The 19,436-nt window shown below is 73.7% G+C and carries 3 protein-coding genes; all 3 read left to right on the plus strand.

Features of this window, described 5'->3' with window-relative positions:
* On the plus strand, window positions 1-11,190 hold an 11,190-nt coding region (locus ACIA79_RS33195), incomplete at its 5' end, for an SDR family NAD(P)-dependent oxidoreductase (protein WP_399432148.1).
* Window positions 11,191-11,204: 14 nt separating this feature from the next.
* Complete coding sequence (locus tag ACIA79_RS33200; protein WP_399432149.1) at window positions 11,205-17,603, plus strand: type I polyketide synthase; 6,399 nt, start codon at window positions 11,205-11,207, stop codon at window positions 17,601-17,603.
* 46 nt (window positions 17,604-17,649) lie between these two features.
* Window positions 17,650-19,436 (plus strand): type I polyketide synthase (locus tag ACIA79_RS33205; RefSeq protein WP_399432150.1); only part of this gene is annotated, 1,787 nt, incomplete at its 3' end.

Genomic DNA, 19,436 nt, shown 5'->3' on the forward strand with positions numbered 1-19,436 from the left:
TACGCGGCGGCGAATGCTGCGTTGGACGCGCTTGCCGCGTCCCGCCGGGCCGCCGGTCTGCCCGCCACCTCCCTGGCCTGGGGCCTGTGGGGCGACGTCGGCGGGATGACCGGTGAGCTCGGCGAGGCCGACCTCGCCCGTCTGGAGCGCACCGGCATGGGCGCGCTCTCCCAGCAGCGCGGGCTCGAACTGTTCGACCTGGCGCTCGGCACCGGCACGGCGCTCCTGGCGCCCGTCCAGCTCGACCCGGCCGCGCTGCGCGCGCAGGCCAGGGCCGGTCTGCTGCCCGCGCTGCTGCGCGGCCTGGCGCCCGTGCCCGCCCGGCGCGCCGAGACCGGCGGCTCACTCGCGCAGCGCCTCGCGGGCGTCGCCGAGGCCGACCGGGAGCGGATCGTCCTGGACGTGGTGCGGGAGCAGGTCGCGTCCGTCCTCGGGCACACCTCTTCCGCGGCGATCGACACCGACCGCGCCTTCAAGGAGCTCGGCTTCGACTCGCTGAGCGCGGTCGAACTGCGCAACCGGCTCACCCAGAGCACCGGTGTCCGTCTGCCCGCCACGCTGATCTTCGACCACCCCACCCCGGCCGCCGTGGCGCGCCTCCTGCTCGCCGACTTCGCCGGCGGCGCGGAGGCACCGAAGCCCGCGGTGCGGCCGAAGCGGGCCACGGCGGACGAACCGTTGGCGATCGTCGGCATGAGCTGCCGCTACCCCGGTGGGGTCACCTCGCCGGAGGAGCTGTGGGAGCTCGTGGCCGCGGGCCGCGACGCGGTGGGCGGCCTGCCCACCGACCGCGGCTGGGACCCCGACATCTACGACCCCGACCCGGACCAGCCCGGGAAGATCAACACCCGTGGCGGTGCGTTCCTCGACCGCATCGGCGAGTTCGACGCGGACTTCTTCGGGATCAGCCCGCGTGAGGCGCTGGCGATGGACCCGCAGCAGCGGCTGCTGCTGGAGGCGTCGTGGGAGGCGTTCGAGCACGCGGGCATCGACCCGACGACGCTGCGCGGCAGCGACACCGGCGTGTTCGCCGGCGTCGTGACCACCGACTACGGCGGCATGGCCTCCGCTGAGCTGGAGGGCTACCGCCTGACCGGCACCACGACGAGCGTCGTGTCCGGCCGCATCGCCTACACACTGGGCCTGGAAGGCCCGGCACTGTCCGTGGACACGGCCTGCTCCTCCTCCGCCGTCGCCCTGCACCTGGCGTCCCAGGCCCTGCGCGCGGGCGAGTGCTCGCTCGCGCTCGTGGGCGGCGTGACCCTGCTGGCCGGCCCCTACCTCCTGACCGAGTTCAGCCGCCAGCGGGCTGTGTCGCCGGACGGGCGGTGCAAGGCGTATGCGGCGTCGGCGGACGGCACCGGGTTCTCGGACGGTGTCGGTGTGCTGGTGGTGGAGCGTCTGTCGGACGCCCGGCGCAAGGGGCACCGGATCCTGGGTCTGATCCGTGGCAGCGCGGTGAATCAGGACGGTGCGAGCAATGGTCTGACGGCGCCGAACGGTCCTTCGCAGGAGCGGGTGATCCGGCAGGCGTTGGCTTCGGCCGGCCTGTCCCCGGTGGAGGTGGACGCGGTCGAGGGTCACGGCACGGGTACGAAGCTGGGTGACCCGATCGAGGCGCAGGCGCTGCTGGCGACGTACGGGCGTGAGCGCGAGGGTGACCCGCTGTGGCTGGGGTCGATCAAGTCGAACATCGGTCACACGTCGGCCGCGGCGGGTGTCGCGGGTGTGATCAAGATGGTGATGGCGATGCGGCACGGGATGCTGCCGCCGACGCTGCACGTGGACGAGCCTTCTCCGCATGTGGACTGGGAGTCGGGCGAGGTCCGGCTGCTGACCGAGGCCCGTGAATGGCAGGTCGAGGGTCGTCCGCGTCGTGCGGGTGTGTCGTCGTTCGGTGTCAGTGGTACGAACGCGCACATCATTGTGGAGGAGGCTCCGGCAGAGGAGCCGGTGGCGGTCGAGCCTGTCGTGTCCGCGGGCCCGGTGCCGGTGGTGCTGTCCGCGCGGACGGACGCGGCGCTGCGGGCGCAGGCGGAGCGGCTGCGGGAGCGGGTGGCCGCCGATGCGGACGCGTCGGTCGCGGACGTCGCCTTCTCGTCGGTGACGTCGCGTGCGCTGCTGGATCGTCGTGCTGTGGTGGTCGCGGCGGACCGGGACGAGCTGCTGGCGCGGCTGGCCGACGTGGTGGGTGAGTCCGCTGTTGCGGGCAAGTCGGCGTTCCTGTTCACGGGGCAGGGGTCTCAGCGGGCCGGTATGGGCCTGGAGCTGGCCGAGGCGTTCCCGGTGTTCGAGCAGGCGCTGGCGGAGGTGTGTGCGGAGGTTGATCCGCGGCTGGGCCGTTCCCTGCGGGAGTTGCTGGCTGACGACGGCGATGTGCTGAACTCGACCGAGTTCACGCAGGTGGCGCTGTTCGCGGTCGAGGTGGCGCTGTTCCGCCTCGTGGAGTCGCTGGGCATCCGTGCCGACTACGTGATCGGGCACTCCGTCGGTGAGATCGCCGCCGCGCATGTCACCGGTGTGCTGACGCTCGCCGACGCCGCCGAACTCGTCGTGGCGCGTGGCCGGTTGATGGGTGCGCTGCCCGCCGGTGGTGCGATGGTCGCCGTCCAGGCTGCTGAGGCTGAGGTCGCGGAGTCCCTGGCCGGTTTCGAGGGCCGTCTGGAGATCGCGGCCGTCAATGGGCCGCTGGCTGTGGTGGTGTCCGGTGACGAGGACGCGGTGGAGGAGTGGCTGCCGCGCTGGGAGGGGCGTAAGACGTCCCGGCTGCGGGTGTCGCATGCGTTCCATTCGCCGCGTATGGAGCCGATGCTGGCGGAGTTCCGCGCGGTCGCGGAGCGGTTGACCTATGCCGAGCCGCGTATCCCGGTCGTGTCGAACGTGTCGGGCGAGGTTGTGTCGGCGTTCGACGCGGAGTACTGGGTGCGGCACGTCCGTCAGGCGGTGCGTTTCGCCGACGGTGTGCGCACGCTGTGGGAGCTGGGCGTCCGGCGGTTCCTGGAGCTGGGCTCCGACGCTGTGCTGACGGCGATGGCGCGGCAGTGCGTGGAGGACGACACCGAGGCCGCGTTCGTGCCCGCCCTGCGGGCCAAGCGCGGTGAGCGGGAGACGTTCGCCGGCTTCCTCGGCCGCGCCCACACCGCGGGCGCCGGTGTCGACTGGGAGGCGTACTACGCCGGGACCGGCGCGCGGCGCGTGGAGCTGCCGACGTATGCCTTCCAGCGGGAGAACTACTGGTTGATGCCGTCGTCGCAGAGTGGCGATGTCGCGGCGGCGGGCCTTGACCGGGTGGAGCACCCGGTGCTGGCGGCGGCGGTGCAGATGGGTGACCGGGACGAGTGGGTGTTCACCGGTCGCCTCTCCACCGAGTCGCAGCCGTGGGTGCGCGACCACGTCGTCCTGGGCTCGGTGATCGTGCCGGGCACGGCGTGGGTCGAGCTGGCGTTGGCCGCCGGCCGCCGTGTGGGTGCTCCGGTGGTGGACGAGCTGGTCATGGAAGCGCCGCTCCTGCTGGACGAGGCGACGAGCGCCCAGTTGCGGGTCTCCGTGGGTGGTGCGGGTGAGGACGGCCGCCGCGAGGTGGTGATCTTCGCTCGCGCCGAAGCCGGCGACGACACCGGGATGACGTGCCATGCGCGCGGATGGCTGGCCACGGAGGAAGCGGCGGCGGTGTCGTCGTGGGCTCCGGTGGAGTGGCCGCCCGCGGGTGGTGTGGAGATGTCCGGTGATGCGCTGTACGCGGGGATGGCGGAGCTGGGCTTCGACTACGGGCCCGTCTTCCAGGGTGTGCGCACCGCGTGGCGTGTGGACGACGTGGTGTTCGCCGAGGTGGCGCTGCCGGGTGACACCGGTGGTGAGGGCTTCGGGATGCACCCGGCGCTGTTCGATGCCGCGCTCCATGGTGCGTTCGCGGAGAAGGGCTCCGATGGCGGAGCGACGATCCTGCCGTTCTCGTGGTCGAAGGTGAGCGCGGGCCGGTCGGGTCTGTCCCGGGTCCGGGTGCGGATCGCGCCCGCCGGTGACGCGGCGCTGCGGGTGGACGTGGTGTCCGAGCAGGGCGAGCCGGTGCTGAGCCTGGGCCGGCTGGACATGCGTCCGGTCGACCCGGCCCAGCTGGAGCGGCTGCGCCGTGGCGGGCAGCAGTCCGTCTACCGGCTGGACTGGGCCGCGGTGACGGTCGGCGCGAGCCGGCCCGCCGAGGTCGCCGTGCTCGGTGATCTGGCGGAGCTGGAGCGTGCTGTGGCTGACGGCCGTCCGATGCCCGAGGTGGTGCTGGCTGCCGTCGGTGCCCCGGAGGAGGATGCGGCCGGGGCGGCCCGTAGTGCTGCCGGCGAGGCGCTGGGGTTGGTGCAGCGGTGGCTGGCGAGCGAGTGGCTGGGTGAGGCGCGGCTGGTGGTGACCACCCGTGGGGCGGTCGCCGTGGACGGCGACGAGACGCCGGATGTCGCGCAGGCGGCGGTCTGGGGCCTGCTGCGCAGTGCGCAGTCCGAGCACCCGGGCCGGTTCGTCCTGGTCGACCTGGACTCCGACTTTGATTCCGCGGGCGACGGGCCGGACTGGGGTGCGCTCCTCGACACCGACGAGCCGCAGCTCGCGGTGCGCGGTGGTCGCGTGCTGGCGCCGAGGCTGTCCCGGGCGTCCGCCGGTGAGTCGGCGACCGCGTTCGATCCCGAGGGCACCGTTCTGGTCACCGGTGGTACGGGTGGTCTGGGTGCGCTGTTCGCCCGGCACCTGGCCGCCACCCGCGGCGTGCGGCATCTGCTGCTGCTCAGCCGCCGCGGCCCGCAGGCGGAAGGCGCTGCCGAGCTGGTCGCCGAGCTCAAGGCCCTGGGTTGTGAGGTCCGGGTCGTGGCGTGCGACGTCGCGGACCGCGACCGACTGGCCTCGGTGATCGCCGGCCTGGAGCACCCGCTGACCGCGGTCGTGCACACGGCGGGCGTCCTCGACGACAGCCTCGTCGAGGCGCTGACGCCCGAGCGCATCGAGCAGGTCATGCGGCCCAAGCTGGACGCGGCCTGGCACCTGCACGAGCTGACCGCGGACGCCGACCTCTCCGCGTTCGTGCTGTTCTCCTCCATGGCGGCCCTGATGGGCAACCCCGGACAGGCGAACTACGCCGCCGCCAACGCCGCCCTCGACGCGCTCGCCGCGTCCCGGCGGGCAGGGGGCCTGCCCGCGACCTCCCTGGCATGGGGCGTCTGGTCGCACGGCACGGGCATGGGCGCGCGGCTGGACGCGGCCGAGCTGGCGCGTCTGGAGCGGATGGGCATGAGCGCCCTCACCGCCGAGACGGGTCTGGCGCTGTTCGACCAGTCCTTGGACGTGGACGCGGCGGTCGTGGTCCCCGCACAGCTGGACACCGCCGCGCTCCGCGCCCAGGCGCGGGCCGGCACCCTGCCTGCGCTGCTGCGCGGACTGGTGCGGACCCCCGCCCGGGCCGAGGCGAGCTCGGGTGCGCTGGCCCAGCGGTTGGCCGGGGTGCCGGAGGCCGACCGCGAGCGGATCGTGCTCGAACTGGTCCAGGCCCAGGTGGCGTCCGTGCTCGGGCACGCGTCGGGTGCCTCCGTCGACCCGGACCGCGCGTTCAAGGAGCTCGGCTTCGACTCGCTCAGCGCGGTCGAACTGCGCAACCGGCTCACCCGGACCACCGGGGTGCGCCTGCCCGCCACCCTCGTGTTCGACCACCCGTCTCCGGCGGCCGTGGCACGCTTCGTGCTGTCGCAGGTGGCAGCGGGTACGGGTGCGGGCACGGGTGCCGAGGTCGCGACCGGCGGCCGGGGCGTGGCGCGGACCCGACAGGCAGACGCGGGCGAGCCCCTGGCGATCGTGGGCATGAGCTGCCGCTACCCGGGTGGGGTGACCTCGCCCGAGCAGTTGTGGGAGCTGGTGGCGTCCGGCCGGGACGCGATCGGCCCGTTCCCGACCGACCGCGGCTGGGACCTGGAGCGGCTGTACGACCCGGACCCCGACCAGCTCGGGACGGTCTACACGCGCGGCGGCGGTTTCGTCGACGGCGCCGGTCTCTTCGACGCCGACTTCTTCGGGATCAGCCCGCGGGAGGCCACCGCGATGGACCCGCAGCAGCGGCTGCTGCTGGAGGCGTCATGGCAGGCGTTCGAGCACGCCGGGATCGCCCCGACCTCCCTCAAGGGGAGCAACATCGGTGTCTTCTGCGGCGTCAGCTCCTCCGACTACGGCGTCAGCGGCTCGCAGTCCCAGGTCGAGGGCTTCCGCCTCACGGGCTCCAGCACGAGCGTCGTGTCCGGACGCATCGCCTACATCCTCGGGCTGGAGGGGCCGGCGGTGTCCGTGGACACGGCCTGCTCCTCCTCCGCGGTCGCCCTGCACTTCGCGTCCCAGGCCCTGCGGGCGGGTGAGTGCGAGATGGCGCTCATCGGCGGTGTGACCATCATGTCCGGGCCCTTCCTGCTCACGGAGTTCAGCCGTCAGCGCGGCCTCTCGCCGGACGGGCGCTGCCGCGCCTACGCGGCGTCCGCCGACGGCACCGGGTTCTCGGACGGTGTCGGCGTGCTCGTGGTGGAGCGCCTGTCCGACGCGCAGCGCAACGGCCACAAGGTGCTGGCGGTGCTGCGCGGCAGCGCCATCAACCAGGACGGTGCCAGCAACGGCATCACCGCGCCGAACGGTCCTTCGCAGGAGCGGGTGATCCGCCAGGCCCTCGCCAACGCCGGGCTGTCCCCGGCCGAGGTGGACGCGGTCGAGGGTCACGGCACGGGCACCAAGCTGGGTGACCCGATCGAGGCGCAGGCGCTGCTGGCGACGTACGGGCGTGAGCGTGCCGGTGACCCGCTGTGGCTGGGGTCGATCAAGTCGAACATCGGTCACACGTCGGCCGCGGCGGGTGTCGCGGGTGTGATCAAGATGGTGATGGCGATGCGGCACGGGATGCTGCCGCCGACGCTGCACGTGGACGAGCCTTCTCCGCATGTGGACTGGGAGTCGGGCGAGGTCCGGCTGCTGACCGAGGCCCGTGAATGGCAGGTCGACGGCCGTCCCCGCCGTGCCGGTATCTCGTCCTTCGGCGTGAGCGGTACCAACGCGCACATCATCGTGGAGGAGGCCCCGGCCGAGGAGCCGGCGGCCGTCGAGCCTGCCCTGTTTGCGGGCCCGGTGCCGGTCGTGGTGTCGGCACGCAACGACGCGGCCCTCCGCGACCAGGCGCGGCAGTTGCGGGAGCGCATGGCCGCCGACGCGGACGTGTCCGTGGCGGACATCGGCTTCTCGTCGGTCACCACCCGCGCGGTGCTGGAGCGGCGCGCGGCTGTCGTGGCCGCGGACCGGGCGGAACTGCTGGCCGGCCTGGACGCACTCGCCTCGGGTGCCCCGGCGGTGCACGTCGTGGAAGGCCAGGCCATCGGCTCGAACCTGAAGCCGGTGTTCGTGTTCCCGGGGCAGGGGGCGCAGTGGGTGGGGATGGCGGTGGAGTTGCTGGATTCCTCGCCGGTTTTCGCCGCGGAGATCGCCGCGTGTGGTGAGGCGCTGGCGGAGTTCGTGGACTGGAGTCTGGAGGATGTGCTGCGGGACGCGGCGGGTGCGCCGTCCCTGGAGCGGGTCGATGTGGTGCAGCCGGCGTTGTTCGCGGTGATGGTGAGCCTTGCGGCGTTGTGGCGTTCGTACGGTGTGGAGCCGTCGGCGGTGGTGGGTCACTCGCAGGGTGAGATCGCGGCGGCGTATGTGGCGGGTGCGTTGTCGCTGCGGGACGCGGCGCGGATCGTGGCGTTGCGCAGTCAGTTGGTGCGGGAGCGCCTGGCGGGTCTGGGCGGGATGATGTCGGTCGCGCTGCCGGTCGAGCGGGTGGAGGAGTTGCTCGCTCCGTACGCGGGGCGGGTGTCGGTGGCGGCGGTGAACGGCCCGGCGGCGGTGGTGGTGGCCGGTGAGCCGGGTGCGCTGGACGAGATCCTGGCGGCGTGCGAGCGCGAGGGGGTGCGGGCACGGCGGGTCAACGTCGACTACGCCTCCCACACCGCTCACGTCGAGGCGTTGGAGGCGGAGCTCCTGGAGGTCCTGTCCCCGGTGGCGCCGCGGGCGGGGAAGGTCCCCGTGTACTCCACGGCGGTCGGTGGATTCATCGACTCCGCGACGATGGACGCCGGGTACTGGTACCGGAACCTGCGCGGACAGGTCGGCTTCGAACCCGCCATCCGCGCGCTCGTCGACAACGGGACCGGGTGCTTCCTGGAGATGTCCCCCCACCCGGTGCTGACCATGGCGGTCGAGGACGTCGTCGAGGCACAGGGCGCGGCGGGCCGGGTGGCCGTGGTCGGGTCGCTGCGCCGGGGCGAGGGCGGCCTGGCCCGGTTCTGGCTGTCGCTGGGCCAGGCGCACACCGCGGGTGTCGGTGTGGACTGGGACGCGGTGTTCGCCGGGATGGGGGCGCGGCGCGTGGAGCTGCCGACGTATGCCTTCCAGCGGGAGAACTACTGGTTGATGCCGTCGTCGCAGAGTGGCGATGTCGCGGCGGCGGGCCTTGACCGGGTGGAGCACCCGGTGCTGGCGGCGGCGGTGCAGATGGGTGACCGGGACGAGTGGGTGTTCACCGGTCGCCTCTCCACCGAGTCGCAGCCGTGGGTGCGCGACCACGTCGTCCTCGGCGTGCTCATCGTGCCGGGCACGGCGTGGGTCGAGCTGGCGTTGGCCGCCGGCCGCCGCGTGGGTGCACCGGTGGTGGACGAGCTGGTCATGGAAGCACCGCTCCTCCTGGACGAGGGTGCCGCGGCGCAGCTGCGGGTCACGGTCGGCGCGGCCGGCGAGGACGGCCGCCGCGAGGTGGTGATCTTCGCTCGCGCCGAAGCCGGTGAGGACGCCGAGACCATCTGCCACGCCCGGGGCTGGCTGGCTCCCGAAGAGGCGGCGGCGGTGTCGTCGTGGGCTCCGGTGGAGTGGCCGCCCGCGGGTGGTGTGGAGATGTCCGGTGACGCGCTGTACGCGGGGATGGCGGAGCTGGGCTTCGACTACGGGCCCGTCTTCCAGGGTGTGCGCACCGCGTGGCGTGTGGACGACGTGGTGTTCGCCGAGGTGGCGCTGCCGGGTGACACCGGTGGTGAGGGCTTCGGGATGCACCCGGCGCTGTTCGATGCCGCGCTCCATGGTGCGTTCGCGGAGAAGGGCTCCGATGGCGGGGCGACGATCCTGCCGTTCTCGTGGTCGAAGGTGAGCGCGGGCCGGTCGGGTCTGTCCCGGGTCCGGGTGCGGATTTCCTCGGGTGGTGACGCGGCGCTGCGGGTCGACGCGGTGTCCGAGCAGGGCGAGCCGGTGCTGAGCCTGGGCCGGCTGGACATGCGTCCGGTCGACCCGGCCCAGCTGGAGCGGCTGCGCCGTGGCGGGCAGCAGTCCGTCTACCGGCTGGACTGGGCCGCGGTGACGGTCGGCGCGAGCCGGCCCGCCGAGGTCGCCGTGCTCGGTGATCCGGCCGAGTTGGAGAAGAGCCTGGCCGGGGGTGCGAAGGCCCCCGAGGTGGTGCTGGCCGCGGTCGATACCCCGCAAGGAGACTCGGCCGGGGCGGCCCGTAGTGCTGCCGGCGAGGCGCTGGGGTTGGTGCAGCGGTGGCTGGCGAGCGAGTGGCTGGGTGAGGCGCGGCTGGTGGTGACCACCCGTGGGGCGGTCGCCGTGGACGGCGACGAGATGCCGGATGTCGCGCAGGCGGCGGTCTGGGGTCTGCTGCGCAGTGCGCAGTCCGAGCACCCGGGCCGGTTCGTCCTGGTCGACCTGGACTCCGACTTTGATTCCGCGGGCGACGGGCCGGACTGGGGTGCGCTCCTCGACACCGACGAGCCGCAGCTGGCGGTGCGCGGTGGTCGCGTGCTGGCGCCGAGGCTGTCCCGGGCGTCCGCCGGTGAGTCGGCGACCGCGTTCGATCCCGAGGGCACCGTGGTGGTCACCGGTGGTACGGGTGGTCTGGGTGCGCTGTTCGCCCGGCACCTGGCCGCCACCCGCGGTGTGCGCGAGCTGCTGCTGCTCAGCCGGCGCGGCCCGGAGGCCGAAGGCGCTGCCGAGCTGGTCGCCGAGCTCAAGGCCCTGGGTTGTGAGGTCCGGGTCGTGGCGTGCGACGTCGCGGACCGCGACCAGCTCGCCGCCGCGCTCGGCTCGGTGGAACGTCCGGTCACCGCGGTGGTGCACGCGGCGGGCGTGCTGGACGACGGTGTCGTCGAGGCGCTGACGCCCGAGCAGGTCGAGCGGGTCATGCGGCCCAAGGTGGACGCCGCCTGGCACCTGCACGAGCTGACCGCGGACGCCGACCTCTCCGCGTTCGTGCTGTTCTCCTCGGTGGCGGCCCTGATGGGCAGCCCGGGTCAGGCGAACTACGCGGCGGCGAACGCCGCCCTCGACGCGCTGGCGGGGTCCCGGCGGGCCGCGGGCCTGCCCGCGACCTCCCTGGCCTGGGGTGTGTGGTCGGAAGCCACCGGCATGGCGGCGCAGTTGGACGAGGCCGAGCTGGCGCGTCTGGAGCGGATGGGCATGAGCGCCCTCACCGCCGAGACGGGTCTGGCGCTGTTCGACCAGGCGCTGGACGTGGACGCGGCCGTGGTCGCTCCGGTCCTGCTGGAGACGACCGCGCTGCGGGCCCAGGCCCGGGCGGGGATGCTCCCGCCGCTGCTGCGCGGACTGGTCCGTATTCCGGCCCGGGTGACCGACACCGGCGCGGGCGCGCTGGTGCAGCGGTTGGCCGGGGTGCCGGAGGCCGACCGCGAGCGGATCGTGCTCGAACTGGTGCAGGCCCAGGTGGCCGCGGTGCTCGGGCACGCGTCGGCCGCGTCCGTCGAGGCCGAGCGGGCGTTCAAGGAGCTCGGCTTCGACTCGCTCAGCGCGGTCGAACTGCGCAACCGGCTCACCCAGGCCACCGGGGTGCGCCTGCCCGCGACGCTCGTGTTCGACCACCCCACGCCGGCCGCGGTCGCCGGCCTGCTGCTGTCGGAGATCGGCGGCGGGGAACCGGCCGAGCCCCTCATCGACCAAGAGGTGAGGAAGCTCGAGGACATGCTCGCCGCGAGCTCCGCGGAGGAGCAGCAGCGGGTGGCGAAGCGCCTGCGCACCTTGCTCTCCGGCATCAGTGCCGGTGCCGGCGACGGGGCCCAGGGCGACAGGAAGCAGAACGCCAGGGAGCGGATCGAGGCGGCAACCACCGCTGAAGAGATCTTCCAGATGATCGATGTGGAGTTGGGCGAAGAGTGACGGGGGACACGGGAATGACGGAGAACATCGATCAGCAGGAGAAGCTCGTCCGCTATCTCAAAAAGGTCGCGGTCGAGCTGAACGAGACGAGGGCGCAGCTCGAAGAGGTCGAGTCCCGGGCGACCGAACCGCTCGCGATCGTCGGCATGAGCTGCCGCTACCCCGGTGGGGTCACCTCGCCGGAGGAGCTGTGGGAGCTCGTGGCCGAGGGCCGCGACGCCATCACCGGGCTGCCCACCGACCGCGGCTGGGACCTGGAGCGGCTGTACGACCCGGACCCCGACCGGACCGGGAAGGTCTACGCCCGCGGTGGCGGATTCCTTGAGCGCATCGGCGAGTTCGACGCGGACTTCTTCGGGATCAGCCCGCGTGAGGCGCTGGCGATGGACCCGCAGCAGCGGCTGCTGCTGGAGGCGTCGTGGGAGGCGTTCGAGGACGCCGGCATGGACCCGACCTCGCTGCGGGGGAGCGACACCGGCGTCTACTGCGGCCTCGGCGTCACCGACTACAGCGTGGCCCCGGAAGGCAGCCTGCCGCAGGTGGAGGGCTTCCAGCTGACCGGCGGCTCGGCCAGCGTGTCCTCCGGCCGCATCTCCTACCTGTTCGGCCTGGAGGGCCCGGCGGTGTCGGTGGACACCGCCTGCTCCTCCTCGGCCGTCGCCCTGCACCTGGCCGCGCAAGCGCTGCGGGCCGGCGAGTGCTCCCTCGCGCTCGCCGGTGGTGTGGCCCTGATGCCGGGGCCGTTCATGCTGCGGGAGTTCAGCCGTCAGCGCGGCCTGTCCACGGACGGCCGGTGCCGTGCGTACGCGGCGTCCGCCGACGGCACCGGGTTCGCCGACGGTCTGGGCCTGGTGGTGCTTGAGCGGCTGTCCGACGCCAGGCGCAACGGGCGGCGCATCCTCGGCCTCATCCGCGGTACGGCGATCAACCAGGACGGTGCGAGCAATGGTCTGACGGCGCCGAACGGTCCTTCGCAGGAGCGGGTGATCCGGCGGGCGCTGGAGAACGCCGGGCTGCGGCTGTCCGATGTCGACGCGGTCGAGGGTCACGGCACGGGCACCAAGCTGGGTGACCCGATCGAGGCGCAGGCGCTGCTGGCGACGTATGGCCGTGAGCGCGAGGGTGACCCGCTGTGGCTGGGGTCGATCAAGTCGAACATCGGTCACACGTCGGCCGCGGCGGGTGTCGCGGGTGTGATCAAGATGGTGATGGCGATGCGGCACGGGATGCTGCCGCCGACGCTGCACGTGGACGAGCCGTCCCCGCACGTGAACTGGGAGTCGGGCGAGGTCCGGCTGCTGACCGAGGCCCGGAAGTGGGCGGTCGACGGCCGTCCCCGCCGTGCCGGTATCTCGTCCTTCGGCGTGAGCGGTACCAACGCGCACATCATCGTGGAGGAGGCCCCGGCCGAGGAGCCGGCGGCCGTCGAGCCTGTCGTGTCCGCGGGCCCGGTGCCGGTCGTGGTGTCGGCACGCAACGACGCGGCCCTCCGCGATCAGGCCGGCCGTCTGCGGTCGCACCTGCTGTCGCGGCCGGAGTTGTCCGTGGTCGACACGGCGTACTCGCTGGTGACCTCGCGCGCGCTGCTGGACCGCCGTGCCGTGGTGGTCGCGGCCGACCGTGACGAGCTCCTGGCGCGGCTGGCCGAGGTCTCCGCGGAGGCGGGTGTCGGAGGAAAGTCGGCGTTCCTGTTCACCGGTCAGGGGTCTCAGCGGGCCGGTATGGGCCTGGAGCTGGCCGAGGCGTTCCCGGTGTTCGAGCGGGCGCTCACCGAGGTGTGTGCGGAGGTTGATCCGCGGCTGGGTCGTTCCCTGCGGGAGCTGCTGGCCGACGACGGCGATGTGCTGAACTCGACCGAGTTCACGCAGGTGGCGCTGTTCGCGGTCGAGGTGGCGCTGTTCCGCCTCGTGGAGTCGCTGGGCATCCGTGCCGACTACGTGATCGGGCACTCCGTCGGTGAGATCGCCGCCGCGCATGTCACCGGTGTGCTGACGCTCGCCGACGCCGCCGAACTCGTCGTGGCGCGTGGCCGGTTGATGGGTGCACTGCCCGCCGGTGGTGCGATGGTCGCCGTCCAGGCCGACGAGGCCGAGGTCGCGGAGTCCCTCGCCGGTTTCGAAGGCCGCCTCGACATCGCCGCCGTCAATGGGCCGCTCGCGGTCGTCGTATCCGGCGACGAGGACGCCGTCGAGGAATGGCTCCCGCGCTGGGAGGGGCGCAAGACGACCCGGCTGCGCGTCTCGCACGCCTTCCACTCGCCGCGCATGGAGCCGATGCTGGCGGAGTTCCGCGCGGTCGCCGAGCGGCTGACCTATGCCGAGCCCCGTATCCCGGTCGTCTCCAACGTGTCCGGCGAGCCCATCACCGCCTTCGACGCGGAGTACTGGGTGCGGCACGTCCGTCAGGCGGTGCGTTTCGCCGACGGGGTGCGCACGCTGTGGGAGCTGGGCGTCCGGCGGTTCCTGGAGCTGGGCCCCGACGCCGTGCTGACGGCGATGGCGCGGCAGTGCGTCGAGGACGACACCGAGGCCGCGTTCGTGCCCGCCCTGCGCGCCAAGCGCGGTGAGCGGGAGACGTTCGCCGGCTTCCTCGGCCGCGCCCACACCGCGGGCGCCGGTGTCGACTGGGAGGCGTACTACGCCGGGACCGGCGCGCGGCGCGTGGACCTGCCGACGTACGCCTTCCAGCGCGAGAACTACTGGCTGATGCCGTCCGCTCAGGGCGGCGACGTCACGGCGGCGGGGCTCGACCGGGTCGAGCACCCCCTCATGGCCGCGGCCGTGCAGCTCGGCGGCCGGGACGAATGGGTGTTCACCGGCCGCCTCTCCACCGACAGCCAGCCGTGGGTGCGCGACCACGTCGTCCTGGGCTCGGTGATCGTGCCCGGCACGGCCTGGGTCGAGCTGGTGTCGGCCGTCGGCCGCCGGGTCGGGGCGCCGGTGGTGGACGAGCTGGTCATGGAAGCACCGCTCCTGCTGGAGGAAGGCGCCGCGGCGCAGCTGCGGGTCACGGTCGGCGCGGCCGGTGAGGACGGCCGCCGCGAGGTGACGGTCCACGCCCGTCCCGAGGCCGCGGACGACGAGCGGACCGTGGCGACCTGCCACGCCCGCGGATGGCTGGCCGCGGAGGACACCGCGCCCGTGGCATCGTGGGTTCCCGCGCAGTGGCCGCCCGCCGGCGCCGTGGAGGTCACCGCGGACGCGCTGTACGCGGGAATGGCCGAGCTCGGCTTCGACTACGGGCCGATGTTCCAGGGCGTGCGTACGGCGTGGAAGGCCGATGGCGACTCGTACGCCGAGGTCGCCCTGCCCGGGGACACCGGCGGCGAGACGTTCGGCATCCACCCGGCGCTCTTCGACGCCTCCCTGCACGCGGGCCTGCCCCAGGACGGGCCGAGGGACACGGCCGTCCTGCCGTTCTCCTGGTCCGGGGTGCGCACCGGCCGGCGTGGTCTGTCCCGGGTGCGCGTCCGCATGCGCCGGGTCGACGAGACCGCCTTCGGTCTCGACGTCGTCGGCGAGCAGAACGAGCCGGTGCTGAGCCTGGAGCGGCTGGACATGCGTCCGGTCGACCCGGCCCAGCTGGAGCGGCTGCGGCGCAGCGGCCGGCAGTCGGTCCACCGGCTCGACTGGGCCCCGGTCGAGGTCGGCGCGGCGCGGCCCGCCCGCGTGGCGGTCCTCGGCGGCCCGGCCGCCACGGGCGACCGGTTCGCCGACCTGGCCGCGCTGGAGACGTCGCTCGCCGACGGCGGACCGGCCCCGCACCTGGTGCTGGCCGCCGTCGGCACCCCGGCCGGGGACACGGCCGGTGCGGCCCGTACCACTGCCGCCGAGGCACTGTCCCTGGTGCAGCGGTGGCTGGCGAGCGAATGGCTGGGCGAGGCGCGGCTGGTCGTGGTGACCCGGCGCGCTGTCGCCGTGGACGGCGAGACGCCCGACGTCGCCCAGGCCGCGGTCTGGGGCCTGCTGCGCAGCGCCCAGTCCGAGCACCCCGACCGCTTCGTCCTGGTCGACCTCGACGGCGACGGCCCCGGCTCCGGAAGCGAGGGCGACGGCCCGGACTGGGGCGCGCTCCTCGACACCGGCGAACCGCAGGTCGCCGTGCGCGGCGACGCGGTGTTCGCGCCCCGCCTGACCACCGCCGCCGCCCCCGCCGACGACGCGTGGCACCTGTCCGTCACGCGCAAGGGTTCCCTGGAGGACGTGGAGATCACGCCCTCCGGCGCCCGTCGCCCGCTCGGCGCCGGCGAAGTGCGGATCGGGGTCCGTGCCGCGGGGGTGAACTTCCGCGACGTACTGATAGCCCTCGGCCTGTACCCCGACGACGTGCCCCTGGGCGCCGAGGCGGCCGGCGTGGTGCTGGAGACCGGCGCGGACGTCACCGGCTTCGCGCCCGGCGACCGGGTGTTCGGCATCGTGATGGAGTCCTTCGGCCCGGTGGCCGTCGCCCATCAGGGCCTCCTCGCCCGGATACCGGACGGCTGGTCGTTCACCCGGGCGGCGTCCGTGCCGGTGGCCTACGCGACCGCCTACTACGGCCTGGTGGACCTGGCCGGGCTGCGCGCGGGGGAGCGGGTCCTGGTGCACGCCGCCGCCGGCGGTGTGGGCACGGCGGCCGTGCAGATCGCACGGCACCTCGGCGCCGAGGTGTTCGCCACGGCGAGCACGGCCAAGTGGGACGCCGTACGGGCGCTCGGAGTCGAGGCCGACCACATCGCCTCCTCGCGGGAGACCGGCTTCCGGGACACGCTGCTGGCCGCCACCGGAGGCGCCGGGGTCGACGTGGTGCTCAACTCCCTGGCGGGCGAGTTCGTCGACGCCTCCCTGGACCTGCTGCCGCGCGGCGGCCGGTTCGTGGAGATGGGCAAGGCGGACATCCGCGACGCGGAGACGATCGCGGCGGAGCGGGAGGGCGTCGCCTACCGCGCGTTCGACCTGTGGGAGGCGGGACCGCAGCGGCTGGGCGAACTGCTCACCGACATCGTGGCCCTGTTCCGGCAGGGAGCGCTGGAGTTCCCGCCGATCCGGACGTGGGACGTCCGGCAGGGCCGCGAGGCGCTGCGCCACCTGCGCGAGGGCCTCAACGTCGGCAAGGTCGTGCTGACCGTCCCGGCACCCCTGGGTTCCGGGGGCACCGTGGTGGTCACCGGTGGTACGGGTGGTCTGGGTGCGCTGTTCGCCCGGCACCTGGCCGCCACCCGCGGTGTGCGCGAGCTGCTGCTGCTCAGCCGGCGCGGCCCGGAGGCCGAAGGCGCCGCCGAGCTGGTCGCCGAGCTCAAGGCCCTGGGCTGTGAGGTCCGGGTCGTGGCGTGCGACGTCGCGGACCGCGACCAGCTCGCCGCCGCGCTCGGCTCGGTGGAACGTCCGGTCACCGCGGTGGTGCACGCGGCGGGCGTGCTGGACGACGGTGTCGTCGCATCGCTGACGCCCGAGCAGGTCGAGCGGGTCATGCGGCCCAAGGTGGACGCCGCCTGGCACCTGCACGAGCTGACCGCGGACGCCGACCTCTCCGCGTTCGTGCTGTTCTCCTCGGTGGCGGCCCTGATGGGCAGCCCCGGTCAGGCGAACTACGCCGCCGCCAACGCCGCCCTCGACGCGCTGGCGGGGCTCCGGCGGGCCGCGGGCCTGCCCGCGACCTCCCTGGCCTGGGGCCTGTGGTCGGAAGCCACCGGCATGGCGGCGCAGTTGGACGAGGCCGAGCTGGCACGTCTGGAGCGGATGGGCATGAGCGCCCTCACCGCCGAGACGGGATTGGCGCTGTTCGACCAGGCGCTGGACGTGGACGCGGCCGTGGTCGCTCCGGTCCTGCTGGAGACGACCGCGCTGCGGGCCCAGGCCCGGGCCGGGATGCTCCCGCCGCTGCTGCGCGGACTCGTCCGCGCCCCCGCCCGGTCGTCGGCCGACGCGAGCGCCGCGGCGCTGGCCCAGCGGCTGGCCGGAGCACCGGAGGCCGACCGCGAGCGGATCGTCCTCGAACTGGTCCAGGCCCAGGTCGCGGCCGTACTCGGCCATGCCTCGGCCGCGTCCGTCGACCCCGAGCGGGCGTTCAAGGAGCTCGGCTTCGACTCGCTCAGCGCGGTCGAACTGCGCAACCGGCTCACCCAGGCCACCGGGGTGCGCCTGCCCGCCACCGTCGTCTTCGACCACCCCAGCCCGGCGGCCATCGCCCGCCACCTGCTGCCGGAGATCGTCCCCGACTCCGCCGCCGCACCGCGGTCCGAGCAGGACGAGATCCGCGCGCTGCTCGCGTCGATCCCCATCGACCGGCTGCGCAAGGCCGGGCTGCTCGACACCCTGCGCGAACTGGCCGACAACGACCCGCCGGAGGCGGCCACCGAGGACGGGGACGCCGCGTCGCTCGACGACATGGACGCGGAAGCCCTGATCCGGATGGCCCAGGAGGACCTCGCATGACCCCGGCCGAGAACGCCGTCGCCGCAATGAGCCTGGAGATGAAGGAATAGACATGGCCACCGATCAGAACCAGCTCATCGAGGCGCTCCGCAAGTCCCTCAAGGAGACCGACAGGCTCCGCCAGCTCAACAAGCGGCTGCTCGCCCAGGCCGGCGAACCGCTGGCGATCGTCGGCATGAGCTGCCGCTACCCCGGCGGCGTCACCACCCCCGAGGAGCTCTGGGAGCTCGTCGCGTCGGGGCGCGACGCCATCACCGGGCTGCCCGCCGACCGCGGCTGGGACCTGGAGCGCATCTACGACCCGACCATGGGCCGGCCCGGCGCCGTGTCCACCAGCGGCGGCGGATTCCTCGACCGCATCGCCGAGTTCGACGCCGAGTTCTTCGGCATCAGCCCGCGTGAGGCCCTCGCCATGGACCCGCAGCAGCGGCTGCTGCTGGAGGCGTCCTGGGAGGCGTTCGAACACGCCGGCATAGACCCGACCTCGCTGCGCGGCAGCAACACCGGCGTCTTCTGCGGCGTCGGCACCAGCGACTACTGCACGGTGCCGGCGGGCAGCCTGCCGCACATCGAGGGCTTCCAGCTCACCGGCGGCGCGGCCAGCGTGTCCTCCGGCCGCATCTCCTACGTGTTCGGCCTGGAGGGGCCGGCGGTGTCCGTGGACACGGCCTGCTCCTCCTCCGCGGTCGCCCTGCACATGGCCGCCCAGGCCCTGCGCGCGGGCGAGTGCTCCATGGCCCTCGTCGGCGGCGTGACCATCATGTCCGGCCCGTTCCTGCTCGCCGAGTTCAGCCGCCAGCAGGCCGTCTCGCCGGACGGCCGCTGCCGCGCCTACGCGGCCTCCGCCAACGGCACCGGCTTCTCCGACGGCCTGGGCCTGGTGGTCCTTGAGCGGCTGTCCGACGCCAAGCGCAACGGGCGGAACATCCTCGGCCTGATCCGCGGTACGGCGATCAACCAGGACGGCGCCAGCAACGGCCTCACCGCGCCCAACGGCCCCTCCCAGGAGCGGGTGATCCGCCAGGCACTGGCCAACGCCGGGCTGTCCCCGGCCGATGTGGACGCGGTCGAGGGCCACGGCACCGGCACCGTCCTGGGCGACCCCATCGAGGCCCACGCGCTGCTGGCGACGTACGGCCGGGAACGCGACGGCGACCCGCTGTGGCTCGGCTCGATCAAGTCGAACATCGGTCACACCTCCCTCGCCGCGGGCGTGGCCGGCGTCATCAAGATGGTGATGGCGATGCGGCACGGGATGCTGCCGCAGACCCTGCACCTGGACGCGCCCTCCCCCCACATCGACTGGGAGGCGGGTGACATCGAGCTGCTGGCCGAGGCACGGCCGTGGCCCGCGGGGGACAAGCCCCGCCGTGCGGCGGTGTCGTCGTTCGGCGTGAGCGGCACCAACGCGCACATCATCCTGGAGGAGGCCCCGGCCGAGGAGCCGGCCGACGACGGTGCCGTGCCGCGTCCGATGCCCGCCGTCCCCGTGACGGTCTCCGGCCGCTCCGCGGCCGCGATGCGCGCCCAGGCCGACCGGCTCCGCGCGCACGCCCTGGCGCGGCCCGAGCTGTCCCTCGCCGACCTCGGCTTCTCCGCGGCCACCACCCGGGCCCACCTGGAACACCGCGGTGTCGTCGCCGCGGCCGACCGCGAGCAGTTCCTGGCCGGTCTGGCCGCCCTGTCCGTCGGCGAACCGTCGCCCGTGGTCGTCGAGGGCCGCGCCGCGCCCGGCGCCAAGCCGGTGTTCGTGTTCCCGGGGCAGGGGGCGCAGTGGGTGGGGATGGCGGTGGAGTTGCTGGATTCCTCGCCGGTTTTCGCCGCGGAGATCGC

Origin of the sequence: Streptomyces sp. NPDC051310 (assembly GCF_044455245.1) — a bacterium.
Lineage (GTDB): Bacteria > Actinomycetota > Actinomycetes > Streptomycetales > Streptomycetaceae > Streptomyces.